Raw genomic sequence first — 25,510 nt, forward strand, 5'->3', positions numbered from 1 at the left:
GCCACGTCTATAGTCAATGCCGATCCGCGGCGCCAGAGACCGGGTGCCCATGCGCCACCTTTCGCAACGTCATTGCCTCAACGGAAAGTGAGTTTCCGTTGATGCCCGCCAGGACTACGTTCAGGCCATGAGAAAAGGCTTAACCATGCGGCCGGTCAGCCGGCGTGAGTTCGCGCGTGGCATGGGCGCGGCGGCCCTGCTTGCCGGCATGCCCGCCATTGGCGCCCGCGCCGGCAGCGGCCCGACTGGCGTCGTCGAACTGTTTACCAGCCAGGGCTGCAGCTCGTGCCCGCCCGCCGATGCGGTGCTGCGCGATCTGGCCGCCGAACCGGACGTGCTCGCGCTGGGCTATCATGTCGACTATTGGGACTATCTTGGCTGGAAGGACACGCTCGCCAGCCCCGAGAACACCGCCCGCCAGCGCGCCTATGCCCGGGCCCTGGGTAGTCGCGCCGTCTATACCCCGCAGGCGGTCGTCAATGGCCGCGACCATCTCAATGGCGGCAAGGGCAGCGCGATAAGGTCGATGCTGTCGCGCTTTGCCCGCGGCGGTCAGGGCCTCACCGTGCCGGTGGCGATTCGCAGCGTCGGCGACAGGCTGGCGATCGCGGTGGGCGACGGCACCAAGCCGGCCGGCCACGACACCCATCTCACGCTCGTCTATTTCAGCACAAGCACTCCGGTCCGGATCGAGCGCGGCGAGAATGCCGGCCGCACGGTCACCTATGCCAACGCGGTCCGCAGCATGCAGACGCTCGGCATGTGGGACGGCAAGGCGATGGAACTTCAACTGCCGGGTCAGAAGGTCGCCGACCACAAGGCCGACGGCTGCGCCGTGCTCGTGCAGGCGGTCACCGCCGATGGCCATCCCGGCCCGATCCTGGGTGCCGCAAATCTGACCGGGCTGACGGGCGCCTGAATCGTCCCGACGAAAACCGGATCCGCGCAGCATCGGGGCTGGGGGCAACAGAATTTCCGATGCATGCACGAATCCGGTCCGCTGTCGGCGGCGCGCGCAAGGGACGCCGTACCGAGCGTGCCGCGCCCGCCGTGCCGGGCTAGAGTGCGACGAACGCAGCGCCACCGATTGTCGGGGTGATCGGGGCGGCCATGTGGTCATTGTGCGGCGAAATCGCGACACGCCATCACGCTTGCGCAGACCGGTGACAGCAATGTGAATCGCCGGCCCCGATGCACCGCTGGCATGACCGATCGCCGCGATCGGCCAGGCGCACTTGCGCGGGCTTGCCAAAATCGGTCACCATGGGCATTTCGACGACAATCGAACGATGGAGGCAGGCCATTACGACCGGTTCTGATGATGAAAACGCGCGACAGCCGGCCCTTGGCGCGGAGGCGGGCAATGTCGTTCCGCTCCGCCCGGCCCAGGCGCAGGGCCAGCCCGCCGAAGTGCGTTTCGACCGGCGCGAACTCGATCAGATCCTGCGTGTCTACAGCTTCATGGTGGCCGGCGGGCAGTGGCGCGATTACGGCATCTCCCACCTGAAGGACCGCGCGGTGTTTTCGGTCTTCCGCCGCACCTCGGAAATGCCGCTCTACCGGATCGAGAAGAACCCGCGCTCGGCGCGCAGGCAGGGCGCCTATTCGGTCCTCAATGCCTCGGGCATGGTGCTCAAGCGCGGCCACGAACTGGGCCAGGTTCTGAAGGTCTTCGACCGCCAGCTCCGCCTCGTGCAGTCGAACTGACCGGGCACCGCCCGAACGTCAGCGAGCCGGGTACAGCGTGCCCGGATAGCTGTGCGGGTCGGGATCGGTTGCACGGCCCTCGCCCAGCGGCCGGTGCATCATCACCGTGTCGAGCCAGCGCCCGTGCTTGAAGCCGGTTGCCGGCATGGTGCCGATATGGACGAAGCCGAGCCGCTCATGCATGCGAATCGAGGCCATGTGATCGGCGCCGCCGATGATCGCGACCATGCCGCGAAAACCGAGCTGCACGCACCGCTCGACGAGCTCGCGCGTCAGGGCCTGCCCGAGCTTTCGGCCCCGTGCCGACGGCGCGATGTAGACCGAGTTCTCCACCGTCCAACGGTAGGCCGGCCGGGTGTGGTACGGCCCGGCATAGGCGTAGCCGCCGACCGCGCCATCGGGCGCATCGGCACACAGATACGGATATCCCTTCGTAACGACGGCATCAAAGCGCCGCCGCATCTCGGCCTCGTCCGGCGGGTCGAGCTCGAAGCTCGCCGTGCCGTTGCGCACCGCTTCGCCGTAGATCGCGGTGATCGCCGGCACGTCGCCTCCGGTTGCATCCCTTATCGAAAACTGTGCGCTCACCGGCTCTGCCCCTGGTTTGTGCAGCGCACACAAGCAGAATCCCGGGCAAAAGAAAAGGGCGGCCGAACGGCCGCCCGAAACGCACCCGGTCCTGCTGCCCTTACTCGCGGTTGCCCAGGAAATAGAGCAGGAACTGGAACATGTTGATGAAGTCCAGATAGAGCGCCAGAGCGCCCATGATGGCCTTCTTCTCGGCCACGGCCGCGCCGTCGCCGACATAGTACATTTCCTTGATCTTCTGGGTGTCATAGGCCGTCAGGCCGGCGAACACCAGAACACCGATCGCCGAGATGGCGAACTGCAGCGCCGAGGACTGCAGGAAGATGTTCACGATCATCGCCAGCAGCAGGCCGAACACGCCCATGATCAGGAACGAGCCCATGCCAGTAAGGTCGCGCTTGGTCGTGTAGCCGTAGAGCGACAGGGCACCGAACGCGGTCGCCGTGATGAAGAAGGTCTGCACGATCGACGCCGATGTGTAGACCAGGAAGATCGACGACAGCGACAGGCCGATCAGGGCGGCGAACGCCCAGAACAGCGACTGTGCCGTCTGCGGCTTGATGTTCTCGATGCGGAAGCCCAGGAAGAACACCACCCCGAGCGGAGCCAGCATGATCACCCAGCGCAGCGGCGAGCCGTAGATCACGGCACCGAGCTGGGTGAGCATGGTTCCGTTGGGCAGCGTCGCCACGGCGGCTGCCGGATTGCCGGTCGTTGCGAGCATGACCGTGCCGGCGGCGAACATGGCCGTGATACCCATGGCGAGCGCCATGAGGTTGTAGACGCGGATCATGTAGGAGCGCAGGCCCTCATCGATGCTGGCGTCATAAGTGCGAGCGCCGACGCCTACGCGTGATTGAGCATTGCGAAGTTCAACCATTTCGTCCTCGTTAAGCCTTCTCGTCCCGTCGGGTGTCCGGACCAACGTGGATGAGGATTGAAGGGACCACGTGCCGAGGCGCCGCTGGCGGGACCCTCCAGCATGCCTGCGGGTAATATGAGGCGCCCCTGCAGGTTTTACAAGATTTTCCCGAGCCTGTCGGCAGTGCGCGGCGGCGGCAAAACCGCGCAAGACCGGGCGAAGTGGCCCGCCAGGGTCCTGCGTGGTTAACGAACGGTAAACCCTCAAAGATTGCGCAGCACGGGCGCCGCCTTCTGGCCCAGGACGCGCCAGGTGCCCAGAAGGCCGAAGCCGACGGTCAGCACCAGCGCCGCGATCACCGTCGCCAGCGCGATTTCCGGCCGGAAGCTCCAGCCCAGCTCCATGATCCGCGTGACGACGAACCAGGCGGCCAGCCCGCCGGCAAGCAGCGCGAACAGCGCCGTCGCCAGCCCCAGGATCGCATATTCGGTCACGAAACTGCCGATCAATGCCCTGCGCGTGGCGCCCAGCGTCTTGAGCACCACCGCGTCGTGGATGCGGCCGCGATTGCCCGCCGCCAGCGCCCCGGCCAGCACCAGCACCGAGGCGATCAGCGCCACCGCCGCGGCCGCGCGGATCGCGGTCGCCAACTGCCCGATCACCCGGTTGACCAGATCGATGGCGTCCTTGACGCGCACGCTGGTCACCGACGGAAAGGCGCGCGTGACCGCCGAGAGGATCGCGCCCTCGCGCGCCGTCTCCTCCTCGGGCAGGGTGAGCGTCGCCAGCCAGGCATGCGGCGCGCCGGCGAATGTGTTGGGCGAGAAGACCATGACGAAATTGATCGCCAGCGACTCCCATTCCACCTGCCGCAGGCTGGCGATCGTTGCGGTGATGTTGCGGCCGAGCACATTGACCGTGACCGTGTCGCCAAGACCCAGCCCCAGTTCGCGCGCCTCCTCGGCCGAGAACGACACCAGCGGCGCGCCGTCATGATCGTCCGGCCACCATTCGCCCTCGACGAGCGTGGAGTTTTCCGGCACCTGGTTCGCATAGGTCAGGCCGCGGTCGCCCTGCAGCACCCAGGCGCCCTCGGGCGGCAGGTCCATCTCGGCGACGTCCTGCCCGTTGAGCGCGACGATCCGCCCGCGCAGCATGGGCACGCGCACCAGCTTGCCCTCGTCGCCGGCCTCGGCCTCGATCAGTTCGGCGAAGTCGTCGACCACAGCGCTCTGGATGTCGACGAAGAAGAAATTCGGCGCCCGCTCGGGCAGGTTTCCGGCGATCTGCTGGCGCAGATTGGTGTCGATCAGCGCCAGCGCGACCAGCAGCGTCAGGCCGAGCCCGAGCGCGAGCACGACCGACGGTGTCAGCGCGCCGGGGCGGTGGATGTTGCCGATGGCGAGCCGCAATGAGGTGCCGCGCACGCCCCGGATGCGCCGCGCACCCGCCTGAAGGCCGACCGATACGAAGCGCAGCACCACGAAGGCGAACAGCACGCCGCCAAGAAACAGCGCCGCGATGGACCGCGCTTCGGCGTTCCATATGGCAAGCCCGGCCAGCAGCAGGCCGGCCGCCGCGGCGCCGGCGACATACAGCGGTCGCGGAAGGCGCGCCGCATCGATGGTCTGATTGCGAAACAGGTTGGAGGCCGGGATGTCCCGCGCCCGGCCAAGCGGGATCAGCGCGAAGACGAAGACCGTGAGCACCGAAAAGACCACGGCAAGCCCGAGCGCCCACGGATAGAGCCCGGTATCGGCTGGCAGCGGCACGATGCCCGCCAGCGCCGCCCTGGCGGCGAACGGCGCCAGCACCGCCAGCACCAGCCCGATGGCGATGCCGACCGCGGCGATCATCAGGATCTGGAACAGATAGATGAGCGTGACGGTGCCGCCCGGCGCGCCCAGGCATTTGAAGGTCGCGATCACGTCGCGCTTGGAATCGAGGAACGCGCGCACCGCATTGGCCACCCCGACGCCGCCCGTGACCAGCGCGGTCAGGCCGACCAGCGTCAGGAACTGGGCGAAGCGCTCGACATTGGCGGCCAGCGCCGGCGCCGCATTGGCGCGCGTGCGCACCGACCAGCCCGCGTCGGGATGGGCCTCCTGCGCCGCTTCGACCGACGCCTCGAGCCGCGCCCCGGATGTTCCCGGCGCCATCCTGATCTTGTAGACATGCTCGATCAGGGCGCCGGGCTGGATCAGCCCCGACGCCTCGAGCCCTTCGACCGAAACGATCACGCGCGGCGCAAGGCCGATCCCGTCCGACAGCGCGTCCGGTTCGCTTTCGATGGTCGCGCGGATGGTGAACCGGCCGTCGCCGATCAGGATCGTGTCCCCCACCGCAATCCCCAGCCGCTCCAGGAGGATCGGCTGCGCGGCGGCGCCGAAGGCATCGTCGGTCTCGCGCCCCAGGTCGCCGATGCCGATCTGCGGCTCGGTCACCAGCGCGCCATAGAGCGGATAGAGGTGATCGACCGCCTTGACCTCGACCAGCGTCTGGTCGGACTGGTCGGCGAGCCGCGCCATCGACCGCGTATTGACGCTGTGGGCGACGGTGCCCATCGCCGCGAGGGTGGCCATCTCCTCGGCCGTCGCGGTCCGGTGGATCAGCTGGAAGCGCGCATCGCCGCCCAGGATCGACTGGCCCTCGGACTGGATACCCTGCGTGATCGCCTGGCTGACCGCGTTGACCCCGCCAATCGCGGCCGTGCCCAGCGCGATACACGCCAGGAAGACATAGAACCCCGACAGACCGCCGCGCACCTCGCGCAGCGCGAAACGCAGCGAAAGCATGACCGATTGCAGCGCGCTCATTCGGCGGCGAGCCTTTCGGCGCCCGCATCGGCGAACACCTCGCCCGAGCGCACCCGCACCTGCCGGTCGCAGCGTTCGGCCAGCGTGCCGTCATGGGTGACGAGCACCAGCGTCGTGCCCCGCGCCTTCTGCGTGGCAAACACCAGATCGGCGATCTGCCCGCCCGTGTCCTGGTCGAGATTGCCGGTCGGCTCGTCGGCGATCAGGATTGCCGGTTCGGGCGCCAGCGCCCGCGCGATCGCGACGCGCTGCTGCTCGCCACCCGACAACTGGCCGGGATAATGCGTCAGCCGGTCGCCGAGCCCGACCGCCACGAGTTCGGCCCGCGCCTTGCCGAACGCGTCCGTCTCGCCGGCGAGTTCGAGCGGCACGGCGACGTTTTCGAGCGCCGTCATGTTGGCGATCAGGTGGAAGGACTGGAAGACGAAGCCGATATTGCGCCCGCGAAACTGGGCGATCGCATCCTCGCTCATCGCATCAAGCCGCGCGCCCGCCACGCCCACGGTGCCGCTGTCGGGCCGTTCGAGCCCGGCCAGCACCATCAAGAGCGTCGTCTTGCCCGATCCGGAGGGGCCGACGACGCCCACCGCCTCGCCGCGCCCGACCGAAAGGCTGACATTCTTGAGCACCTGCACGCTGCTGTGCGCCGAACCCAGCTTCAGATTGACGCGATCGAGGGCGATGACGGGTTCAGACACGGGCAGACCAACCTATATTGCAGCGACGAGCCTTGCCTAAATGGGAAAAGCACAGCGCATGTTCAATTCTGCCTTACGTATCCTGGTCGTCGCCGGTTTTGCCCTTGCCGCCGGCGCGCTGCCGCTGCGCGCCGAAACGATCGAGGGCGTTGCCTTCGGCGACAGCCTGATGGCCGGCTTCGAACTGCCGCCGGGCGCGGACTTTCCCGCCCGGCTCGAAGCCGCGCTGATCGACGAGGGCTATGACGTCGCCATCGCCAACGCGGCCGTGTCCGGTGACACCACGTCGGCGGGCCTCGCCCGGCTGGACTGGTCGGTGCCCGACGGGACAGATTTCGTCATCCTCGAACTGGGCGGCAACGACGCGCTGCGCGGCGTCGATCCGGCCATTGTCAGGGACAATCTCGATCGCATGATCACCCGGCTGAAGGCACGCGACATCGACGTCATCCTTGCCGGCATGATCGCGCCGCCCAATATGGGCGAGGATTATGCCGCCCGCTTCAATCCGATCTACGCCGAATTGGCCGAAACCCATGACGTGCCGCTTGACCCGTTCTTTCTGGAGGGCGCGGCGACGGTGGAGGGCATGATGCAGCCCGACGGCATTCATCCCACGCAGGCGGGCGTCGCCGTGATGGTCGAGCGTTTCCTGCCGATCATGCGCCGCTACCTGGATACGCGAGGGAACAAATCCTGAGCGTTTGTTGATCGCATGAGACGAAGCCGGCCTTGCGCTCCGCGCATTTGCGTGATTCGCTGACCAAAGGCGGGGTGATTTGCCGACGCGACCGGCCCAGCCGCCGCCCGAAACGAGGGGGACTGACCATGCCGCGCTTGTTTGCCGCACTCGAAATCCCTCACCATGCCGCAACAACCATGTCGATGCTGCGCGGGGGGCTGTCGGGCGCCCGCTGGATCGACATGGAAAGCTACCATCTGACCCTGCGGTTCATCGGTGACATCGAACACCACATGGCCGACGAGATCGCCCATGCGCTCGAACGGGTGCACCGGCGCCAGTTCATGCTCGGCTTTTCCGGACTCGGCGCCTTTGGCGGCAAGAAGCCGCACAGCCTGTTCGCCGTGCCGACCGCCTCGCCGGACCTTTTCGAGCTGCAGGCCGAGATCGCGCGCATCTGCCGCCGCCTCGGCCTCGCACCGGATCCGCGCAAGTTTACCCCGCACGTCACGCTGGCGCGCCTGCGCGGCACCTCGCCGGCGGCCGTGGCCAACTACATCTCGATCCGCGGCGGCTTTTACGTCCCGCCCTTCAAGATCGACCGCTTCGTGCTGATGTCATCGCGCGATTCGGTCGGCGGCGGACCCTACATCGCCGAGCAGACCTATCCGCTGGCGCCGGAGCGGATCGGCACCAGACGCCACGCCGACCCACGCGGTTCGGCGGCGATGTCGCGATGACGCCGGCGAACGGACAAGGGAGCCGATGCCATGACCCGACCCTGCCTGACACGCACTGAAATCGAAAAGGCGCTCGCCGACCTCGGCGGCTGGTCGGTCGAGGATGGCGAGGCGGCGATCGTCCGACAGTTCCGCTTCGCCGATTTCGCCGAGGCCTTCGGTTTCATGGCGCGTTGCGCGCTGACCGCCGAAAAGCTCGATCATCACCCCGAATGGACCAATGTCTACAATCGCGTTTCGGTGCGCCTGACCACGCACGATTCGGGCGGCGTCACCGAGCTCGACGTCGCGCTCGCCACGGCCATGAACAAGGCGGCCGGCTGACCACGCTGCCGGCGCGCGCTTGAAACCGGTGCACTTCGGAACCATGTCAGGCCGGATTGACGGATGAGCGCCATGGACGAGGTCAAGATCGGCGAGATACTGGAGCCCGGCTCCGAGGACACGCAGTCGCGCCGCGAAAGGCGCGTGCGCAGCCGCTTCTGGCCCAAGGTCAAGCGCTATGCGCGGATGATCCCGTTCGTCGACGAGGTCGTTGCCGCCTATTTCTGCGCGCTCGATCCGCAAACGCCGCCGCGCGTGCGGGGCATCCTTCTGGCCGCGCTCGCCTATTTCATCCTGCCGCTCGATTCGATCCCCGACTTCATCATCGGCGTTGGCTTCGGCGACGACATCGCCGTGCTGACCGCCGCCTTCGCTGCCGTGCGCGGCAACATCACCGAGGCGCACCGCGCCGCCGCCCGCCGTGCACTGGCCGAAGAGGACATCGACACGGGCGAGGCGGAGGAAGGCCCGATCATCGACGGCGGGACGTCGCGGAGCTGAGCCGCCACGGCCCGCGATACCGCGCGCCGCAAGACCAACACGCCGGCAAAACCTGATGGATCAGAAGTCGGTGTCGACCTTGTCGTCCTGCTCGAGCGCGCGCCGCAGCCGGCCGAAGGCAAGCCGGATGCGCGATTTGACCGTGCCCAGCGGCAGGCCGGTCTGCTCGGCGATCCGGCTGTGCGAATAACCCAGAAAGAAGGCCATCTTCACCAGTTCCACCTGTTCGCCCGGCAGTTCGGCCATCGCCCGGCGCACGCGGTCGTCGCGCTGTTCGGCATCCATGGCGACATCGACCGCGGTCGCCTCGGCGGGCTGCAGCATCGGCTCGTCGGGGTCGAGCTGGCCGGTCCGGTCGCGCCGCAGCGCGTCGATGCGCCGGTTGCGCGCCACCCGGAACAGCCAGGTCGACAGCGACGACTTGGCCGGGTCGAACAGATGCGCCTTGTGCCACAGCACGATCATGACATCCTGGGCGATATCCTCGGCCGCACCGTCCTCCATGCCCAGCCGGCGCAGATAGGCCTTGATGCGCGGAGCGAAGAAATCGAACAGCTCGGTGAAGGCCGCCCGATCGCGCTCGCCGGCGATCCGTGCGGCGAGCGCGGCGAAGTGTCTGTGCTGTTCGCTCATGAAACGCAGTCAGCCCGTTTTCGGAGGATCGACTCCCCTCGGGACGTCCAGCCCGTGCCGCCCGGACCCGCCGCCGCCTCGATGCCAGGACCTTCACCCAACTTGCCGAACAAAGTCAAACTGTTGCCGCTTTCCTATCGAAAACCCGTTCCGGTGAATCGAAACGTCGCGCTTCCGCCGGGGCAAATTCGTGGCGCACAGCCTTCAAAAGCCGGGCCGATCGCCGCATCGTTCATGGTTTGGTAACCATCTTTTTGCCATTGTGGAAGCGGCATGCGCGTCCCGAGCCGGGTGTGATCATGCAGTGGCGACACGAGTAACGCAGTGGTGGGAACATGCTTGACGGGAAACCCTTTGTCGCAACCCTTCTGGCCCCGGTGATCCTGGCCTTCACGGTCGCCATGGCGGCCGCGCAGACGCCGCAGCGCATCGGCCAGTTCAACGATTGGGGCGCCATCAGCTATCAGTCGTCCAACGGCAAGGTCTGCTATGTCGTTTCGCTGCCGCTGACAAAGGAGCCGGCCAACCTCAATCATGGCGAGAACTTCTTCCTGGTCACCCAGCGCGGCAATCAGAACGTCACCTACGAGCCGCAATTCATCGCCGGCTACCCGCTGCAGGAGAATTCGCAGGTCAAGGTGACTGTCGACGGCAAGCCCTTCACCTTCTTCTCCAAGGAAAACACCGCCTGGACCGAGAACGCGGCCCAGGATTCCATTCTGGTCGACGCCATGAAGGCCGGTGCGCGCATGGTGGTCGAGGCCACCTCCGGCCGCGGCAACCAGACCACCTATGAATATTCGCTTTCGGGCGTCACCGCGGCCCTCAACGCGATCGAAAGCTGCGACTGATCGGGCGCCAACAACAATCCTCCAGTCACGACTGCCGGGCCTTCGTGCCCGGCTTTTTCTTGCAATCGGCGCCGCGATGCCACATCTGGGCGGGCAGACCGACACGCCCGATGCCGAGGCACCGACAATGCCCGCAACACTCGACCTGACCGACGCCAAGGCCCGTGCCGCGCCGACACCGGCCCGGCCGCACGCGCTCGACGAACGCCCGGCCCTGGCCGGGCTGACACGCGAGCGGCTGCGCGCCACGCTGATCGAGGCCGGCGTCGGCGAGCGACAGGCGCGCATGCGCGTCCAGCAGATCTGGCACTGGCTCTACGTGCGGGGCATCGACGACCTGGCCGCGATGAGCAATGTCTCCAAGGACCTGCGCGCCCTGCTTGCCGAAAACTTCACGATCGGCCTGCCCGAGATCGTCGAGGAACAGATCTCCGCCGACGGAACGCGCAAATGGCTTCTGCGCTATCCCGCGCGTGGCGCCGGGCGGCCGGTCGAGGTGGAGACGGTCTATATCCCAGAGGAGGGGCGCGGCACGCTGTGCGTCTCCAGCCAGGTTGGCTGCACGCTCACCTGCACCTTCTGCCATACCGGCACGCAGCGGCTGGTGCGCAACCTGACCGCCGGCGAGATCGTCGCCCAGGTTCTCATCGCGCGCCAGCGGCTGGGCGATTTTCCCGATGCGGACACGCCCGCCGGCGCCATCGTTCCGGGGCGCGGGCGCAAGGTCTCCAACATCGTCATGATGGGCATGGGCGAGCCGCTGTACAATTATGACAATGTCCGCGACGCCATCAACGTGTTCACCGATGGCGAAGGGCTGTCGCTGTCCAGGCGCCGCGTGACGCTGTCCACTTCGGGCGTCGTGCCCAAGATCGGCCCGATCGGCGCCGAGACCGGGGCGATGCTCGCGATCTCGCTGCATGCCGTCACCGACGCATTGCGCGACGTTCTCGTGCCGATCAACAGGAAATACCCGCTCGCCGAACTGCTGGCGGCGTGCCGCGCCTATCCGGGGCTGTCCAACGCCCGCCGCATCACCTTCGAGTATGTCATGCTCAAGGGCGTCAACGACAGCCTGGCCGAGGCGCGCGAACTGGTCGGCCTGCTCAAGGGCATTCCGGCCAAGATCAACCTCATTCCGTTCAACAAATGGCCCGGCTCGGATTACGAATGCTCGGACTGGGACCAGATCGAGCGCTTCGCCGACTTCATCAACGCCAATGGCTATGCCTCGCCGGTGCGCACGCCGCGCGGCCAGGATATCCTTGCTGCCTGCGGCCAGCTCAAATCGGAAAGCGAGCGGATGAAGAAGACCGAGCGGCTGGCCTATGAGGCGATGATGATCGCCGGCCAAGGCGAGTGAACCGCACGCCCCTCATCGCGCCTGCGCGGTCAGTATCTTCACCGCGAACGCGCCGAAAACGCCGGCGAACATCCAGTCGAGCAGACGCGTGATCCGCGGCCGTGCCTTGAGCGCGCCGGCGAACAGATCGGCCGCCAGGATCATCGGCAGGATGATCGGCACCGCCACGAACAGAAAGAACAGCCCCAGGAAGATCAGCTTGCCCGGCGCGTTCGGATCGTCCGGCGAGACGAACTGCGGCAGGAAGGTCAGGAAGAACAGCGCCACCTTCGGGTTGAGGATGTTGATGCCGATACCTGTCAGGTAGTGGCCCCAGAGCGAACCGGCCTTTCCCCTGCTGCTCTCGCGCACGGTGAAGGACGAGCCGTGCCGGATCGCCTGCCAGGCTAGATAGACCAGATAAAGCGCGCCCACGATCTTGAGCACCATGAAGGCGGTCGGCGCCGCCACCAGCAGGGCCGAAAGGCCGAGCGCCACCAGCACGGTGTGGATCAGCACGCCCGTCACCGCGCCCGCAAAGCAGGCAAGGCCCACCGCCCGCGAATGGGTGATCGCGCGACCCACATACAGCGCCATGTCCGGCCCGGGCGTTATCGCCAGAATGGCCGATGCGAGCGCGAACTGCACCAGGACCGAGACACCGGGAATGAATTCGCTCATCCGAACCTCCGTCCGTTGCTGCCTTGATGACAGCACGCCGGCCCCGCAGCGCCGCATGCAGACCGGCAATCAAGAACGATTCGACTCCTCCCGCAACCCGATTCGTGCATGGGGGCGCCTTGCGTCTCAGGCGCCGCGGCCGTTCCGGGCGGCGGCTGGCGGCGGACGCCATGCGACCTGCGCACATGAGCTGCGCCCATGAGCTGCGTCCATGACCTGCGTCCATGACCGCCGGTTCACGCGTCACGGGCATTCTTCCGACACTTGCACGCAGGCACAAACGCAATATGGTGCGCCCGCATCAACCCCCCACTCCCCGGAACACCAAGAATGCCCAACGAACACCTCGCCGCAAAAAAGGTCGTGCTCGCCTATTCGGGCGGGCTCGATACCTCGATCATCCTGAAATGGCTGCAGACCGAACTCGGTGCCGAAGTCGTCACCTTCACCGCCGATCTGGGCCAGGGCGACGAGTTGGAGCCGGCCCGGCGCAAGGCCGAGATGCTCGGAATTCGCGAGATCTATATCGAGGATCTGCGCGAGGAGTTCGTGCGGGACTTCGTCTTTCCCATGTTCCGCGCCAATGCGCTCTATGAGGGCGTCTACCTGCTCGGCACGTCGATCGCCCGGCCACTCATCTCCAAGCGGCTGGTCGAGATCGCCGCCCAGACCGATGCCGATGCCATCGCCCACGGCGCCACGGGCAAGGGCAACGACCAGGTCCGGTTCGAGCTGTCGGCCTACGCGCTGAACCCGGACATCAAGGTCATCGCGCCGTGGCGCGACTGGACGTTCAAGTCGCGCACGGACCTGATCGATTTCGCCGAAAAGCATCAGATCCCGGTGCCCAGGGACAAGCGCGGCGAGGCGCCGTTCTCGGTCGACGCGAACCTTCTGCATTCGTCCTCCGAGGGCAAGGTGCTCGAGGATCCCTGGGTCGCCCCGCCCGAATATGTCCATATGCGCACGGTCTCGCCCATGGAGGCGCCCGACACGCCCACCGACATCGAGATCGCCTTCGAAAGGGGCGATCCGGTCGCGCTGAACGGCGAGGCGATGAGCCCGGCGACGCTTCTGGCCGCGCTCAACGATCTTGGCCGCGACAACGGCATCGGCCGCCTCGACCTTGTCGAGAACCGGTTCGTCGGCATGAAGTCGCGCGGCGTCTACGAGACGCCCGGCGGCACGGTCCTTCTGGCGGCCCATCGTGCCATGGAATCGATCACCCTCGATCGCGGCGCGGCGCATCTGAAGGACGAGCTCATGCCGCGTTATGCCGAGCTGATCTATAACGGCTTCTGGTTCTCGCCCGAGCGCGAAATGCTGCAAGCGGCCATCGACCACAGCCAGGCCCGGGTCGAGGGCAGTGTCCGGCTCAGGCTCTACAAGGGCAATGCCATCGTCACCGGCCGCAAGTCGGACACCTCGCTCTATGACGACGCGCTCGTGACCTTCGAGGACGATCGCGGCGCCTACGACCAGAAGGACGCCGCCGGTTTCATCCGGCTCAACGCGCTGCGCCTGCGCACGCTGGCCGCGCGCGATCGGGGCCGATAGGCCAGCCTCGATCGGCGTGATGGGCAATGGAACCGGACCGGCAAACCGATGCAGCGCCCGACGAGCCGGCCCGCAATCCGGCCAACGCCGTCTCGCGGCGTTCGCGCGTGTTCAAGCGCAGCGTCCTGCTCGCCCTACTCGTCGCGATCCTGGCCATTCTTGCCACCTGGCAGTGGATATCGCGCGACCGGCCGCCCGCCACGCTGACGATCGGCACCGGGCCGATCGGCTCGGATGCCCATATCCTTCTGCGCGAGGTGGCCGAAGTCACCGAGCGCCACTCGGATTCGCTACGCCTCGAAATCGTCCCCACGCGCGATGCATCGCACAACATCGCATTGCTGAACGCCAGGCAGATCGACGCTGCGGTGATTCGCGCCGACACGCCGGTCTTCTCCGACATTCGCGGCATCGCCGCGCTCTATCCCGATCTGTTCCATCTGATCGTGCGCCAGAGGGCCCCGGCCCGCACCGTCCAGCAGATCGAGCGGCTCAGTGTCTCCATCCCGGAATACGACACAGCCAACTTCCGGTCCTTCTGGGTCATCGGCGACCATTACGATCTGCCGATCGAGGGGTTCGACTGGCAGGCCGAGCCATTCCTGACCGGGGCGAGGAGACTGCTCGGCGGTGAAGTCGACGCGCTGTTCGCCGTGCGCTCGCTGCGCGACCGGCAGTTGATCCGCATGTTCGAGGATGCACAGCTGACCGGTCTCGACCTGCGCTTCATCTCCATTGGCCAGGCCGAGGCCATTGCCGTCAAGCGGCCCTTTCTCGAAGCGGCGAAGATCCCCGAAGGCGCGTTCACCGGCGCGCTCCCCGTTCCTGCGCGCGACACCTCGACCCTGGCCGTCCAGCGCCTTCTGGTCACGCGCGAGGATGTCGGCGAAGCGCCGCTTCGCGAACTCACCCGGATCCTCTTCGAGCATCGCAAGGACCTGACGATCCGTTTCGCCCTGGCCTCGGCGATCGCACGACCGGCGGCGACCGGCGGCCTGACCGTGCCTTTGCACGACGGCGCCCGCGCATTCTACGAGCGCGACGAGCCGAGCTTCGTCCAGGAGAACGCCGAGCCGCTGGCCCTTTTGGTCACCGTCCTCACCCTGGTCGTATCCGGCCTGTTCGCCCTGCGCTCGCGGTTCGTCGCCAGCCAGAAGAATCGCGCCGACGTGTTCAACTATCAGCTTCTCGACATCCAGAAGCGCGCCGCGGTCAGCACCGATCCGGCCGAACTGGGCGCGCTGAAGGCCCAGATCAACGAGGTGCTCGCCACGGTCGTGCGCTCGCTCGACACCGACGAGGTCTCCGAGGAGGGCTTTCAATCCTTCTCGCTGCTGTGGGAAGCGGTGCGCGAGACCATCAATGATCGTTTCGCCGAACTGCAGCGACGCCGCCCGCCCACGCGCTGACGGCCGCCGCAAAACCCCACGCGGCACTTGGCACCCGCACCGGGCCGGCTTAGGTGAAGCGGAGACCGCCCGATCCCGATCACTCACACCGGATGCACCCCGTGACAAGCAAGATCAATCCCGCCATGGACAAATGGGATGGCCCGCTCGGCCTGCCCCGCTTCGAGGACATTGAGGACACCGACTTCGTACCGGCGATCAAGGCCGGCTTTGCCGCCGAACTCGCCGAAATCGAGGCGATCGCCGGCAATCGGGAGCCGCCGACCTTCGACAACACGGTCGCAGCGCTCGAGCGCTCGGGTCAATTGCTGTCGCGGGCGGCGACGCTCTTCTATCTCAAGGCGTCCAACCACACCAATCCGATCATCCAGGCCGCCGAGCGCGAACTATCGCCGCTGTTTGCCCGCCATGGCGGTGAAATCGCGCGCAACCGGGAACTGTTCGAGCGCATCGAGCGTCTCTGGCAGGATCGCCTCGAACTTGACGAGGAGCAGCGGCAGGTCCTCATGCGCTACAGACGCAATCTGATCCGCCAGGGCGCCGCGCTCGAAGGCGAGGACCAGGCCCGCCTGACCGCGATCAACGCACGCTTGGCGGAGCTGGGCACGGCGTTCGGCCAGAACGTGCTCAGGGATGAGGCCGAATGGACGATGCCGGTCGATGCCGCCGATCTTGCCGGCCTGCCGCAATGGCTGGTGAACGCCATGGCCGGCGTTGCCGCCGAAAACGGCAAGGACGGCGGCCACGCCGTCAGCCTGTCGCGCTCGATCGTCGAGCCCTTCCTGACATTTTGCCCCAACCGCGAATTGCGCGAAAGGGCGTGGCGCGCATGGATGTCGCGCGGCGAGGGCGAAGGCGACGCCGACAATCGTCCCATCATGGCCGAGACACTGGCCCTGCGCGCGCAGAAGGCCGCGCTGCTCGGTCATGACCATTTCGCCGAACTCAAGCTCGACGGCACCATGGCGAAGACGCCCGAAGCGGTGAACGCGCTGCTCGAGACGGTCTGGGACAAGGCCCGCACGAGCGCCGCGCGCCAGGCCGACGACATCGCCGCGCTGATGCGCGAGGAGGGCGCCAACCATCGGCTCGAGCCCTGGGACTGGCGATACTATGCCGAAAGGATCCGGGCGGCGCGCTACGACTACGCCGATGACGAGGTCAAACCCTATATGCGTCTCGAACGCATGATCGAGGCCGCCTTCGACACGGCCGGCCGGCTCTTCGGCCTGCGCTTCGAGGAAGTCCGGGGATTGACGACGCACCATCCGGACACCCGTGTCTGGCAGGTCAGCGACGCCGACGGAAACCACGTCGCCGTGTTCGTGGGCGACTATTTCGCCCGCCCCACCAAGCGTTCGGGAGCCTGGATGAGCGCGATGAAGGTGCAGTCGGCGCTCAGGGGGGAGACGCCGATCGTCACCAATTCGATGAACTTCGCCAAGCCGCCGGCCGGCCGGCACGCCTATCTGTCGTTTGACGACGCACGCACGCTGTTCCACGAATTCGGCCATGCACTGCACGGGATGCTCTCCAACGTGACCTATCCCAGCATCTCCGGTACCCGCGTGGCGCGTGACTTCGTCGAACTGCCCTCGCAACTCTTCGAGCACTGGCTGACCGTGCCCGAAGTGCTCAACCGCTTTGCGGTGCATGAGGAAACGGGCGAACCGATGCCCGCCGCGTTGCTCGACAAGGTTCTGGCCGCCAGCAATTTCGACACCGGCCGTGAAACGATCGAGTACACCGCCTGCGCCTTGCTCGACATGGCCTTTCACCAGCGCGCGCAAGTGCCCGATGACGTCGTCGCCTTCGAACACGAAAGGCTGTCCGCGCTCGGCATGCCCGGGGCGATCGCGATGCGTCACCGGCCGCCGCATTTCCAGCACGTCTTTTCTGGCGATCACTACTCGGCCGGCTACTACTCCTACATGTGGTCGGAGGTGCTCGATGCCGATGCGTTCTCGGCCTTCGAGGAAGCTGGCGACCCCTTCGACACCGATCTGGCCGACAGGCTGCGCGAACACATCTATGCGGCCGGCGGCGCGCGCGATCCGGAGGACTCCTATCTGGCGTTCCGCGGCCGGCTCCCGACGCCTAACGCCATGCTGGCAAAACGCGGTCTTGCGTAGTATGCGCGGGCACTGAGATGCATCTGGGCAGATATTGAACGGCGATGCAATGGTCCTTTTCCATCGGCACGGTGGCAGGAAGTCAGATCCGCATCCATCTGACCTTCTTCCTGCTGCTTGCCTGGATCGGCCTTGTGGCGCTTCAGACAGGCGGCACCGCCGCGGCGGTCGAGGGCATCGCCTTCATCATCGCCATTTTCGCCTGCGTGGTGCTGCATGAGCTCGGCCATGCCATCGCCGCGCGGCGCTATGGCATCGTCACGCCGCGCATCACGCTGCTGCCGATCGGCGGCGTGGCGCAGCTCGAGCGCATGCCCGAAAAGCCCGGCCAGGAGATCGTCGTCGCGCTGGCCGGCCCGGCCGTCAACGTCGTCATCGCCACGGTCCTGATCTTCATCCTGGGTGCCAATGTCGACCTTTCGACGGCCGCCGCGATCGAGGATCCGACGGTGAGCTTCGTGGCGCGCGTTGCGGCGGTCAATGTGATCCTGGTGCTGTTCAACCTCATCCCCGCCTTTCCCATGGATGGCGGACGGGTCCTGCGCGCGCTGCTGGCGACGCGCTATTCGCGCGTCCGGGCGACGCAGATCGCCGCCCGTATCGGGCAGTTCCTGGCCATCATATTCGGTTTCCTGGGCCTTCTTGGCGGCAATCCGCTGCTCATCTTCGTGGCGATCTTCGTCTATATCGCCGCCACCGCCGAATCGCAGATGACGGGCATGCAGGACATTGCGCGTTCGCTGGGCGTGCGCGATGGCATGATCACCCAGTACGAGGCGCTCGGCCCCGGCGCCCGTCTGGGGCAGGCGGCCGATCTTCTGCTGATGACCACGCAGCGCGAGTTTCCCGTGCTCGCCAATGACGGCACCATGGCCGGCGTGCTCGGCACGCGCGACCTGATCGCCGGGCTCGACGAGGCCGGCCGCGACGGGCCGGTCAGCGCCTACATGAACCGCGACGTGCCGGTGATGACCGAAGACGAAACGCTCTATGCGGCCATGGTTCAGCTCCAGCAGCATCGCAAGCCCGCCGTCGCCGTGATGGGCCGCGACGGCGCGCTCGCCGGCTATGTGACGGCTGAAAACCTGTCCGAACTGATGATGGTCGAGGACGCGCTCGCCGGCCGTCGGTAGCCGAGGTTCCGGGCATTTCCCTGGGCCGCGGCCTGCCCTATCCTGGCGATCATGAACGATCATCTCGCACCGCGTTTTTCCACCAGCCGGCCGGACGGGGACACCCACCGCCGCAAGGTCTGCGATCATTGCGGCTTCATCGCCTACGAGAACCCGCGCATCGTCGTCGGCTCCGTCATCGACCATGACGGCGCCATCCTGCTGTGCCGTCGCTCGATCGAACCCCGTCGCGGATACTGGACCGTTCCCGCCGGCTATCTGGAACTGGGCGAAACGCCCGAAGAAGGGGCGCGGCGCGAAGCGCGCGAGGAAGCCAATGCCGAGCTTGTCCTGCACGACGTGCTGGCGATCTACACCGTGCGCCGGCTCAGCCAGGTGCAGCTCATCTATCGCGCCACGCTGACCGATGGCCATTTCTCCGCCGGCGAGGAGACGCTCGAGGCCCGACTGTTCCGCTTCGACGCCATTCCCTGGGACGAACTCGCCTTTCCGACCGTGCACTGGATGCTGCACCATCACCGCCGGCTCGCAAGCGGCGAGGGCGGCGCGCCGCCCTTCACCAACCCCGAGGGCGCCGATGCCGGCATGGATTGACTTGACGCAAGGCGTCTGCCCGCTTGCCGCGATACGATCGCCCCCGAGACCAATCGGAACGAGGCGCCATGCCCGCCGCCACCAGCCAGCACGAATTGCTCACCGTCTTCGATAAGGAGCACGCCCGGCTGACGCGCACCCTCGACGGTATCACCGAAGCCAAGTCCATGTTGTCCGCGCCGGGCGAAACCGCGACGATAAAGGGCGTCATCGCCCATCGCACCCATTGGATCGGGCTGTTCTTCGCCTGGGTCGAGGCATCGCGGGCGGGCAAGCCCGTTCAAACGCCGGCGCCCGGCGTCAAGTGGACCCAGCTCAAGGCCTACAATGCGCCGATCTACGAAGACGCCAACAGGTGCGACTGGGCCGTACTGCGCACCGCCTTTGAGGCGCAGGCCATGCGCCTGCGCGCCTTCATCGCCGCCAACGGCGACGAGGTGCTTTACGTCGCGGGCCTTTACCCGTGGATGAACAAATGGACGCTCGGACGCTGGGCGGAAGCGTCGGGGCCGAGCCATTTCCGCTCGGCCAACACCTATATCCGCAAGGTCTTGCGCGAAGCCGGAAGGACCTGAGGCCGGGTCACTCCTCTTCGAGCGAATGGCGCATCAGAAGCGGCATCTGCGACAGGGTGAAGGCGAGCGTGATCGGCGTCATGCCCCAGACCTTGAAGGCGACCCAGAAATCGGTCGAAAAGCTGCGCCAGATCACCTCGTTGAGGATTGCCAGGAACAAAAGGAACAGCCCCCAGCGCACCGTGAGCTTGTACCAGCCCCGGTCGTCGATCTTGAAGGCGGTGTCGAAGACGTAGCGCAACAGGGAGACCCGGAAGACGAACAGCCCGACCAGCAGCACCGTGCCGAACATGGTGTTGATGATGGTCGGCTTGATCTTGATGAACAATTCGTCCTGCAGCCACAGCGTCAGAGCGCCGAAGACGATGACGATCACGCCCGAGACCAGCGGCATCAGCGGGATGTGGCGCGCCACCAGCCAGGACACCGACAGCGCGATCACGGTGACGACCATGAACACGGCCGTGGCGATGAAGATCGGCCCGCCCAGTTCGGCAAGCTGCGGGAAGCGGTCGGCGAGCCATCCGCCGCGGGCATTGGCAAAGAAGAAGGCCAGCAGCGGGCCGAACTCCAGCACGAGCTTGAGCATGGGGTGCATGGCCGGCTTTTCGGTTGCCGCGCGGTCGGTGGCTTCGCTCATGGGTCAGGCTTCCTGTGGCACGGGCGCGTCGGCCCCGGCGATGGCGCGGGCGAAATCGCGGGCGCGGAACGGTTCGAGATCGTCGACACCCTCGCCGACGCCGATGAAATAGACCGGCAGCTTGAACTTCGCCGAGATCGCCACCAATATGCCGCCGCGCGCGGTGCCGTCGAGCTTGGTCATGACGAGCCCGTTGACGCCGGCGACGTTGCGGAAGATCTCCACCTGGCCGAGCGCGTTCTGGCCGGTCGTCGCATCGAGCGTCTGCAGCACGGTGTGCGGGGCGTCCGCATTGTGCTTTTGCAGGACACGCACGATCTTGGCCAGTTCGTCCATCAGCTCGGCCTTGTTCTGCAACCGGCCGGCGGTGTCGATGATCACCACGTCCGAGCCGTTTTCGCGCGCCCGCGCATAGGCGTCATAGGCAAGGCCCGCCGCGTCCGCGCCCAGCGTGGTGCCGACGAATTGCGATCCCGTGCGCTCGGCCCAGATCTTGAGTTGCTCGATGGCCGCGGCGCGGAACGTGTCGCCTGCGCCCAGCGTCACCGAAAGCCCCGCCGCGCGCAGCTTGGCCGCCAGCTTGCCGATCGTCGTCGTCTTGCCGGTGCCGTTGACGCCGACGACCAGGATCACGTGCGGCTTGTGGGAAAGGTCGAGTTCGAGCGGCTGCGCGACGGGCGCGAGCACCGCCTCGATCTCGCCGGCCATGACCGCGCGCACCGCCTCGGGCGAAACGTCCTTGCCCAGCCGCGTCGCCGCCAGCGTATCGGTGACGCGCATTGCGGTCTCCACGCCGAGATCGGCCTGGATGAGGATGTCCTCGAGCGCCTCGAGCGTCTCGTCATCGAGCTTGCGCCGCGTGAACACGCCCGAAATGGAATCGGTGAGCTGGCGCGAGGATCGCGACAGGCCCGAGGTCAGCCGCCGCAACCAGCCTTCCGATTGCGGGTTCTGGGTCGGGATGGTTTCGGCCGCGTCCACCGGATGGTCGCCGATCGTGACCTTGCGCGGGCCGGTGTCGGCGGCAGGCACCGGCGCAAGCGAGGCGGGCGGGGTCTTCTCCGGGGTGGTCGGGTCGATGCCCGGCGGCTCCGGCGTCGGCCCGGGCTCGGGCCGGTCGGGCGCCTCGACCGGATGATCGGGCTCGATCTCCGGTGGCGGCTCGGGCACGGGCTCGGTCTGCGGCGGCAATTCCTCCGGGGGCGGCGGCCCGGGCTCGCCGTCCGGAGGCGCCTCGGGCCCCGGTGCCGGCGGCACCTCATCGGGCGGATAGGGCGTGGGATCGGGTTGCGGCGGGACCTCGCCCGGCGTCACCGGCGGCGTCTCGAAGGGCGGCGGCGGGACCTCCTGGGGCGGTTGCGGCGCCGTCGGGTCGCCCTGGGTTTCCTCGACGCGGCCCTTGCCGAACGAGAAGATGCGTTTGAACAGTCCTGCCATCGCGCTACTCCGCAGCCATCGGCAGCGCCGACCGGCCGACCAGCGCGTTGCCGTCATCGCCCGTGATCGCAACGGTCACGATCTCGCCGGGTTCCCCCGCCGGTCCGTCGACGACCACCGGCGTGAAGTCCGGTCCACGGCCGAAGCCGGGCTTTTCGATGAGCACCGCCAGCGTCTCGCCGTCAAACCGGCGCAAGTGCGTCCGCCAGGCCCGCTCGGCCGCCGCGCGCAGCCGCGCCGCGCGCGCCTTGACGACGCCCCGGTCGAGCTGCGGCATCTTCGCCGCCGGCGTACCCGTGCGCGGTGAGAACGGAAACACATGCACGCGCGCCAGCCCGCAGGCGTCGACGACCGACAGCGTGTTGTCGAACATCGCCTCGGTCTCGGTGGGAAACCCGGCGATCAGGTCGGCGCCGAAGGAGGCATCGGGCCTGAGCGCACGAACCATCTCGCAAAAGCCGATGGAATCGGCGCGGCCGTGCCGGCGCTTCATGCGCTTGAGGATCAGATCGTCGCCATGCTGCATCGAAAGGTGGAAATGCGGCATCAGCCGCGCCTCGTTGGCGATGGCATCGAACAGCGCGTCGTCCGCCTCGATGGAATCGATCGAAGACAGCCGCAATCGCTGCAAGTCAGTCACATGACTGAGGATCGTCTTGACCAGCCGCCCCAGGCTCGGCGCGCCCGGCAGGTCCGGCCCGTAGGAGGTCAGGTCCACCCCGGTCAGCACGACCTCGCTATAGCCGTTGTCGACCAGCCGGCGCACCTGTTCGACCACCGCGCCCATCGGCACCGAACGCGAATGCCCGCGCCCATAGGGAATGATGCAGAAAGTGCAGCGATGATCGCAGCCATTTTGCACCTGCACGAAGGCGCGGGTGCGCCCCTCGATCGCATCGACCATGTGGCTGGCGGTCTCGCGCACATCGAAGATGTCGTTGACGCGCACCTTCTCGAACGCGTTGACGCCGAACTCGGGCAGCGCGCGGTAGGACTGGGCGCGCAGCTTGTCGTCATTGCCGATCACCAGGTCGACCTCGTCCATCGCGGCAAAGGTGCCCGGCTCGGTCTGCGCCGCACAGCCTGTCACGACGATGCGCGCCTGCGGATTGTCGCGGCGGGCCCGCCGGATCGCCTGACGCGCCTGGCGCACGGCCTCGCCGGTAACCGCGCAGGTGTTGATGACCACCGCACCGCCTTCGAGCGCGCCGAGCCCGGCCTGTTCGGCCTCGCGCCGTACGACCTCGCCCTCATAGGCGTTCAGCCTGCAGCCGAATGTGGTGACTTCGACCGCCATCAGGCCGTGTCCCGTTCGGCATTGTCGTTGTCGCCGGCGAGCGCGCGCTGCCATTGCCCCGTCGCCGGATCGAGCTTGCCGGCGAACTCCCATTCGGCCGGGCCGGTCATGACGACATGATCGTCCTCGCGCCACATTATGTGCAGGTCTCCGCCCGGCACGGTCACCGTTGCCGCCCGGCCGACAAGGCTCTTGCGTGCCGCCGCGACCAGCGTGGCGCAGGCCGCCGAGCCGCAGGCCTGTGTCAGGCCGACGCCGCGCTCCCAGGTACGCATGACGATATGCGCCGGATCGAGCACCCGCGCGACCGTGATGTTGGCGCGTTCGGGAAAGATCGGATGGTTTTCGAGCAGCGGGCCGAACCGGGCCAGATCATGCGCCCAGATGTCGTCCGACACCCAGAAGACGGCATGCGGATTGCCCATGCTGACCACGGACGGCGTGTGCAGCACCGGCGCGTCGATCGGCCCGATCTGCAATTCGATCCCGGTCGTGTCGGCGAATTCCTCGGCCAGCGGAATGTCCTGCCAACCGAAACGCGGCACGCCCATATCCACCGACACCAGACCGTTCTCGTCTTCTTCGGCATTCAAGATGCCGGCGATCGTCTCGAAGGTGAAGGCGGCGCGGCCGGTCTCGGCGGCCAGCGCCTGCACCACGCAGCGCGTGCCGTTGCCGCAGGCGCCCGCCTGCGAACCGTCATTGTTGTAGATGCGGATGAACGCGTCCGTGCCATCCGAGCGCGGATCGTGGATCGCCATGATCTGGTCGAAGGCCGTGTCCGGATCGTGATTCAGCGCCACCGCAGCGTGCGGCGTGATCTCATCGGCACGCCCGCGCATGTCGGCAACAATGATCTGGTTGCCGAGCCCGTTCATCTTGGCGAAATCCGCGTCGATGGCCATTGCCTGCGCTGCGCTCCATGCCGGCGTGTGCTCCACACCATATGGAGGAAATGGCCATGAAGTTAAAGTGGCGCGCTCAGGCTATGGCGATGATGCCGAACAGCACGAGCAGGAACAGCACGAGCACGATGGCGATGAGGATCTTTGCGCCCGTCAGCGCGATGCCGGACAGACGGCCGAAGCCGAGCAGGCCGGCCACCGCGGCAATGACGAGCAGGATCAGAATCCATTCAATCACGGTTTGTTTCCCCTATCTTGTTGTCTGCCCAGCCAACGCTTCGCCTGGCGCAAGGTTCCGGCGGGGCAATTGTCAGGCCGATCCGGCGTTGCCTTGTGCGGTGCAACGCGGCCCTTTATAGAGGCGCGACCGACGCCCGGACCCGCCCCACCCAGCGCAAAGCGACGACCGCCCGCCATGGACGCCATCTTCCAGCTCGCCGCCGGCAACATCCTGTCCCCGCCGGTTCTGTTCTTCATCCTGGGATTTGTCGGCTCGCTCGCCGGCTCGCAGCTCACCCTGCCCGAGGCGATGGCCAAGACGCTGTCGATCTATCTGATGCTGGCGATCGGCTTCAAGGGCGGCGTCGCGCTCGCCGCCGAGGGCCTGACGCTCGCGCTGGTGCTCGCATTGCTCGCCGGTGCGGTGCTCTCGGCCCTGATCCCGCTTGTCGCCTTCGTCATCCTTGGCCGCATCTCGAAGCTGCCGCGCATCGATGCGGCCGCAGTCGCCGCCCATTACGGCTCGATCTCCATCGTCACCTTCGTGGCGGCGACCGAAGCGGTGCGCTCGATCGGCCTGGCGCCGGAAGGGTTCATGGTCGCCGTCGCCGCGGTCATGGAGACGCCGGCCATCCTGGTCGCGCTGTTTCTGGCCCGCTCGGCGGCCAGCCACCGCAAGGCCACCGAGCACGGCAATAACGGGCTCTTGCAGGAGGTCTTCCTCAACTCCTCGGTCGTGGTGCTTATGGGCGCCTTCGTCATCGGCGCGATCACCGGGGCCGAGGGCATGGCGGCCATCGAGGGCTTCATCGTGGTGCCCTTCACTGGCGTTCTGTGCCTGTTCCTTCTCGACATGGGTGCGGTCGCCGGGCGCGGCATGGCGCAGGCCCGCCAGGTGCTCGATGCGCGGCTGGTCGGCTTCGGTCTTGTCATGCCCTTCGTCGGCGCCGCCATCGCCGTACCCTTCGCGCTGCTCGCCGGACTGTCCGCCGGCGGCACCGCGCTTCTGCTGACGCTCGCCGCCAGCGCGTCCTATATCGCCGTGCCCGCCGCCATGCGCCTGGCTCTGCCCGAGGCGCGACCATCGATCTATCTGTCGCTGTCGCTCGGTGTTACCTTCCCGATGAACCTGACCGTCGGCATTCCGGCCTATGCCGCAATCGCCCAGCTGGTCGCGGGAGGATGAG

Annotated in this window: 26 protein-coding genes; 15 read left to right on the forward strand and 11 right to left on the reverse strand. The window is 66.9% G+C overall.

The annotated features are described in order from the left end of the window. The first annotated feature begins 127 nt into the window (after positions 1-127). Together RBB34_RS00080 and RBB34_RS00085 are read left to right on the forward strand one after the other, a co-directional pair. On the forward strand, positions 128-919 hold the full coding sequence (locus RBB34_RS00080; protein ID WP_306117140.1) for a DUF1223 domain-containing protein: 792 nt from the start codon (positions 128-130) through the stop codon (positions 917-919). Positions 920-1,263: 344 nt separating this feature from the next. Beyond that, positions 1,264-1,707, forward strand: coding sequence for a DUF2794 domain-containing protein (locus RBB34_RS00085; RefSeq protein WP_306117455.1), 444 nt, complete (start codon positions 1,264-1,266; stop codon positions 1,705-1,707). A gap of 18 nt (positions 1,708-1,725) precedes the next feature. Here RBB34_RS00085 and RBB34_RS00090 read toward each other — a convergent pair whose 3' ends face one another. The 4 genes from RBB34_RS00090 to RBB34_RS00105 all read right to left on the reverse strand — a co-directional run bounded on the left by RBB34_RS00090 (position 1,726) and on the right by RBB34_RS00105 (position 6,671). Then, positions 1,726-2,295: a GNAT family N-acetyltransferase gene (locus RBB34_RS00090; RefSeq protein ID WP_306117141.1), complete on the reverse strand. Its 570-nt coding sequence runs from the start codon at positions 2,293-2,295 to the stop codon at positions 1,726-1,728. Between the two features lie 100 nt (positions 2,296-2,395). Then, on the reverse strand, positions 2,396-3,175 hold the full coding sequence (locus RBB34_RS00095) for a Bax inhibitor-1/YccA family protein (RefSeq protein ID WP_306117142.1): 780 nt from the start codon (positions 3,173-3,175) through the stop codon (positions 2,396-2,398). Positions 3,176-3,420: 245 nt separating this feature from the next. Then, the gene (locus RBB34_RS00100; RefSeq protein WP_306117143.1) at positions 3,421-5,973 is read right to left on the reverse strand and encodes an ABC transporter permease; all 2,553 of its coding nucleotides are present in this window, start codon (positions 5,971-5,973) and stop codon (positions 3,421-3,423) included. After that, positions 5,970-6,671, reverse strand: coding sequence for an ABC transporter ATP-binding protein (locus RBB34_RS00105; protein ID WP_306117144.1), 702 nt, complete (start codon positions 6,669-6,671; stop codon positions 5,970-5,972). The genes RBB34_RS00100 and RBB34_RS00105 overlap by 4 nt, the downstream gene beginning before the upstream one ends. A gap of 58 nt (positions 6,672-6,729) precedes the next feature. Here RBB34_RS00105 and RBB34_RS00110 point away from each other — a divergent pair, with 58 nt between their 5' ends. From RBB34_RS00110 to RBB34_RS00125, 4 genes are all read left to right on the forward strand, one after another. Further along, positions 6,730-7,371 (forward strand): arylesterase, encoded by a 642-nt coding sequence (locus tag RBB34_RS00110; RefSeq protein WP_306117145.1) that lies wholly within the window; start codon positions 6,730-6,732, stop codon positions 7,369-7,371. 128 nt (positions 7,372-7,499) lie between these two features. Beyond that, positions 7,500-8,093 (forward strand): RNA 2',3'-cyclic phosphodiesterase, encoded by a 594-nt coding sequence (gene thpR / locus RBB34_RS00115; RefSeq protein ID WP_306117146.1) that lies wholly within the window; start codon positions 7,500-7,502, stop codon positions 8,091-8,093. Between the two features lie 30 nt (positions 8,094-8,123). Continuing rightward, complete coding sequence (locus RBB34_RS00120; RefSeq protein WP_306117147.1) at positions 8,124-8,417, forward strand: 4a-hydroxytetrahydrobiopterin dehydratase; 294 nt, start codon at positions 8,124-8,126, stop codon at positions 8,415-8,417. 72 nt (positions 8,418-8,489) lie between these two features. Continuing rightward, positions 8,490-8,918 carry a YkvA family protein gene (locus RBB34_RS00125; protein WP_306117456.1) on the forward strand — a complete coding sequence of 143 codons (429 nt, stop codon included), beginning with the start codon at positions 8,490-8,492 and terminating at the stop codon, positions 8,916-8,918. 60 nt (positions 8,919-8,978) lie between these two features. On the opposite strand, the gene RBB34_RS00130 is transcribed toward RBB34_RS00125, so the two are convergent. Beyond that, entirely contained in the window at positions 8,979-9,551 is a 573-nt protein-coding gene (locus tag RBB34_RS00130; RefSeq protein WP_306117148.1) for a sigma-70 family RNA polymerase sigma factor, read from the reverse strand. Positions 9,552-9,886: 335 nt separating this feature from the next. On the opposite strand from RBB34_RS00130, the gene RBB34_RS00135 reads away from it, so the two are divergent. Both RBB34_RS00135 and rlmN read left to right on the forward strand, forming a co-directional pair. Next, complete coding sequence (locus RBB34_RS00135) at positions 9,887-10,402, forward strand: invasion associated locus B family protein (RefSeq protein WP_306117149.1); 516 nt, start codon at positions 9,887-9,889, stop codon at positions 10,400-10,402. Between the two features lie 127 nt (positions 10,403-10,529). Next, positions 10,530-11,765 carry a 23S rRNA (adenine(2503)-C(2))-methyltransferase RlmN gene (gene rlmN / locus RBB34_RS00140; RefSeq protein ID WP_306117457.1) on the forward strand — a complete coding sequence of 412 codons (1,236 nt, stop codon included), beginning with the start codon at positions 10,530-10,532 and terminating at the stop codon, positions 11,763-11,765. Positions 11,766-11,777: 12 nt separating this feature from the next. On the opposite strand, the gene RBB34_RS00145 is transcribed toward rlmN, so the two are convergent. Next, positions 11,778-12,425: a LysE family translocator gene (locus RBB34_RS00145; protein ID WP_306117150.1), complete on the reverse strand. Its 648-nt coding sequence runs from the start codon at positions 12,423-12,425 to the stop codon at positions 11,778-11,780. 330 nt (positions 12,426-12,755) lie between these two features. On the opposite strand from RBB34_RS00145, the gene RBB34_RS00150 reads away from it, so the two are divergent. The 6 genes from RBB34_RS00150 to RBB34_RS00175 all read left to right on the forward strand — a co-directional run bounded on the left by RBB34_RS00150 (position 12,756) and on the right by RBB34_RS00175 (position 19,825). Continuing rightward, positions 12,756-13,982, forward strand: coding sequence for an argininosuccinate synthase (locus RBB34_RS00150; protein ID WP_306117151.1), 1,227 nt, complete (start codon positions 12,756-12,758; stop codon positions 13,980-13,982). 26 nt (positions 13,983-14,008) lie between these two features. After that, on the forward strand, positions 14,009-15,391 hold the full coding sequence (locus RBB34_RS00155; protein ID WP_306117152.1) for a TAXI family TRAP transporter solute-binding subunit: 1,383 nt from the start codon (positions 14,009-14,011) through the stop codon (positions 15,389-15,391). Positions 15,392-15,483: 92 nt separating this feature from the next. Further along, positions 15,484-17,523, forward strand: coding sequence for a M3 family metallopeptidase (locus RBB34_RS00160; protein WP_306117153.1), 2,040 nt, complete (start codon positions 15,484-15,486; stop codon positions 17,521-17,523). A 44-nt stretch (positions 17,524-17,567) separates the two neighbouring features. Then, positions 17,568-18,656, forward strand: coding sequence for a site-2 protease family protein (locus tag RBB34_RS00165; RefSeq protein WP_306117154.1), 1,089 nt, complete (start codon positions 17,568-17,570; stop codon positions 18,654-18,656). A 51-nt stretch (positions 18,657-18,707) separates the two neighbouring features. Further along, positions 18,708-19,250 (forward strand): NUDIX hydrolase, encoded by a 543-nt coding sequence (locus RBB34_RS00170; protein WP_306117155.1) that lies wholly within the window; start codon positions 18,708-18,710, stop codon positions 19,248-19,250. 68 nt (positions 19,251-19,318) lie between these two features. Further along, positions 19,319-19,825, forward strand: a complete 507-nt coding sequence (locus RBB34_RS00175) for a ClbS/DfsB family four-helix bundle protein (RefSeq protein WP_306117156.1) — start codon at positions 19,319-19,321, stop codon at positions 19,823-19,825. Positions 19,826-19,832: 7 nt separating this feature from the next. Here the strand turns inward: RBB34_RS00175 and RBB34_RS00180 are convergent, their stop codons facing one another. From RBB34_RS00180 to RBB34_RS00200, 5 genes are all read right to left on the reverse strand, one after another. Continuing rightward, positions 19,833-20,465 (reverse strand): septation protein A, encoded by a 633-nt coding sequence (locus tag RBB34_RS00180; RefSeq protein ID WP_306117157.1) that lies wholly within the window; start codon positions 20,463-20,465, stop codon positions 19,833-19,835. 3 nt (positions 20,466-20,468) lie between these two features. Continuing rightward, a complete protein-coding gene (ftsY, locus tag RBB34_RS00185) occupies positions 20,469-21,902 on the reverse strand; it encodes a signal recognition particle-docking protein FtsY (protein WP_306117158.1) in 1,434 nt (477 codons plus the stop codon). A gap of 4 nt (positions 21,903-21,906) precedes the next feature. Further along, entirely contained in the window at positions 21,907-23,199 is a 1,293-nt protein-coding gene (gene mtaB / locus RBB34_RS00190; RefSeq protein WP_306117159.1) for a tRNA (N(6)-L-threonylcarbamoyladenosine(37)-C(2))-methylthiotransferase MtaB, read from the reverse strand. Further along, positions 23,199-24,104: a diaminopimelate epimerase gene (dapF, locus tag RBB34_RS00195; protein ID WP_306117160.1), complete on the reverse strand. Its 906-nt coding sequence runs from the start codon at positions 24,102-24,104 to the stop codon at positions 23,199-23,201. Before dapF ends, mtaB begins: the two co-directional genes overlap by 1 nt. A 76-nt stretch (positions 24,105-24,180) precedes the next feature. Next, entirely contained in the window at positions 24,181-24,342 is a 162-nt protein-coding gene (locus RBB34_RS00200; RefSeq protein ID WP_306117161.1) for a DUF1328 family protein, read from the reverse strand. Between the two features lie 177 nt (positions 24,343-24,519). On the opposite strand from RBB34_RS00200, the gene RBB34_RS00205 reads away from it, so the two are divergent. Further along, a complete protein-coding gene (locus RBB34_RS00205) occupies positions 24,520-25,509 on the forward strand; it encodes a sodium-dependent bicarbonate transport family permease (protein WP_306117162.1) in 990 nt (329 codons plus the stop codon). Position 25,510 lies beyond the last annotated feature (1 nt).

The sequence above is a fragment of the Roseitalea sp. MMSF_3546 genome (assembly GCF_030732865.1).
Classification (GTDB): Bacteria; Pseudomonadota; Alphaproteobacteria; order Rhizobiales; family Rhizobiaceae; genus Roseitalea.

What these genes read in the sequence shown, in the direction of transcription:
- RBB34_RS00095 (WP_306117142.1), bottom strand. Translation starts at nt 3,175, where the DNA reads ATGGTTGAACTTCGCAATGCTCAATCACGCGTAGGCGTCGGCGCTCGC.
- RBB34_RS00205 (WP_306117162.1), top strand. Translation starts at nt 24,520, where the DNA reads ATGGACGCCATCTTCCAGCTCGCCGCCGGCAACATCCTGTCCCCGCCG.
- RBB34_RS00125 (WP_306117456.1), top strand. Translation starts at nt 8,490, where the DNA reads ATGGACGAGGTCAAGATCGGCGAGATACTGGAGCCCGGCTCCGAGGAC.
- RBB34_RS00100 (WP_306117143.1), bottom strand. Translation starts at nt 5,973, where the DNA reads ATGAGCGCGCTGCAATCGGTCATGCTTTCGCTGCGTTTCGCGCTGCGC.
- dapF (WP_306117160.1), bottom strand. Translation starts at nt 24,104, where the DNA reads ATGGCCATCGACGCGGATTTCGCCAAGATGAACGGGCTCGGCAACCAG.
- RBB34_RS00135 (WP_306117149.1), top strand. Translation starts at nt 9,887, where the DNA reads ATGCTTGACGGGAAACCCTTTGTCGCAACCCTTCTGGCCCCGGTGATC.
- RBB34_RS00085 (WP_306117455.1), top strand. Translation starts at nt 1,264, where the DNA reads ATGGGCATTTCGACGACAATCGAACGATGGAGGCAGGCCATTACGACC.
- RBB34_RS00150 (WP_306117151.1), top strand. Translation starts at nt 12,756, where the DNA reads ATGCCCAACGAACACCTCGCCGCAAAAAAGGTCGTGCTCGCCTATTCG.
- thpR (WP_306117146.1), top strand. Translation starts at nt 7,500, where the DNA reads ATGCCGCGCTTGTTTGCCGCACTCGAAATCCCTCACCATGCCGCAACA.
- RBB34_RS00080 (WP_306117140.1), top strand. Translation starts at nt 128, where the DNA reads ATGAGAAAAGGCTTAACCATGCGGCCGGTCAGCCGGCGTGAGTTCGCG.
- RBB34_RS00145 (WP_306117150.1), bottom strand. Translation starts at nt 12,425, where the DNA reads ATGAGCGAATTCATTCCCGGTGTCTCGGTCCTGGTGCAGTTCGCGCTC.
- RBB34_RS00170 (WP_306117155.1), top strand. Translation starts at nt 18,708, where the DNA reads ATGAACGATCATCTCGCACCGCGTTTTTCCACCAGCCGGCCGGACGGG.
- RBB34_RS00160 (WP_306117153.1), top strand. Translation starts at nt 15,484, where the DNA reads ATGCACCCCGTGACAAGCAAGATCAATCCCGCCATGGACAAATGGGAT.
- rlmN (WP_306117457.1), top strand. Translation starts at nt 10,530, where the DNA reads ATGCCCGCAACACTCGACCTGACCGACGCCAAGGCCCGTGCCGCGCCG.
- RBB34_RS00155 (WP_306117152.1), top strand. Translation starts at nt 14,009, where the DNA reads ATGGAACCGGACCGGCAAACCGATGCAGCGCCCGACGAGCCGGCCCGC.
- RBB34_RS00175 (WP_306117156.1), top strand. Translation starts at nt 19,319, where the DNA reads ATGCCCGCCGCCACCAGCCAGCACGAATTGCTCACCGTCTTCGATAAG.
- mtaB (WP_306117159.1), bottom strand. Translation starts at nt 23,199, where the DNA reads ATGGCGGTCGAAGTCACCACATTCGGCTGCAGGCTGAACGCCTATGAG.
- RBB34_RS00165 (WP_306117154.1), top strand. Translation starts at nt 17,568, where the DNA reads ATGCAATGGTCCTTTTCCATCGGCACGGTGGCAGGAAGTCAGATCCGC.
- ftsY (WP_306117158.1), bottom strand. Translation starts at nt 21,902, where the DNA reads ATGGCAGGACTGTTCAAACGCATCTTCTCGTTCGGCAAGGGCCGCGTC.
- RBB34_RS00180 (WP_306117157.1), bottom strand. Translation starts at nt 20,465, where the DNA reads ATGAGCGAAGCCACCGACCGCGCGGCAACCGAAAAGCCGGCCATGCAC.
- RBB34_RS00110 (WP_306117145.1), top strand. Translation starts at nt 6,730, where the DNA reads ATGTTCAATTCTGCCTTACGTATCCTGGTCGTCGCCGGTTTTGCCCTT.
- RBB34_RS00130 (WP_306117148.1), bottom strand. Translation starts at nt 9,551, where the DNA reads ATGAGCGAACAGCACAGACACTTCGCCGCGCTCGCCGCACGGATCGCC.
- RBB34_RS00120 (WP_306117147.1), top strand. Translation starts at nt 8,124, where the DNA reads ATGACCCGACCCTGCCTGACACGCACTGAAATCGAAAAGGCGCTCGCC.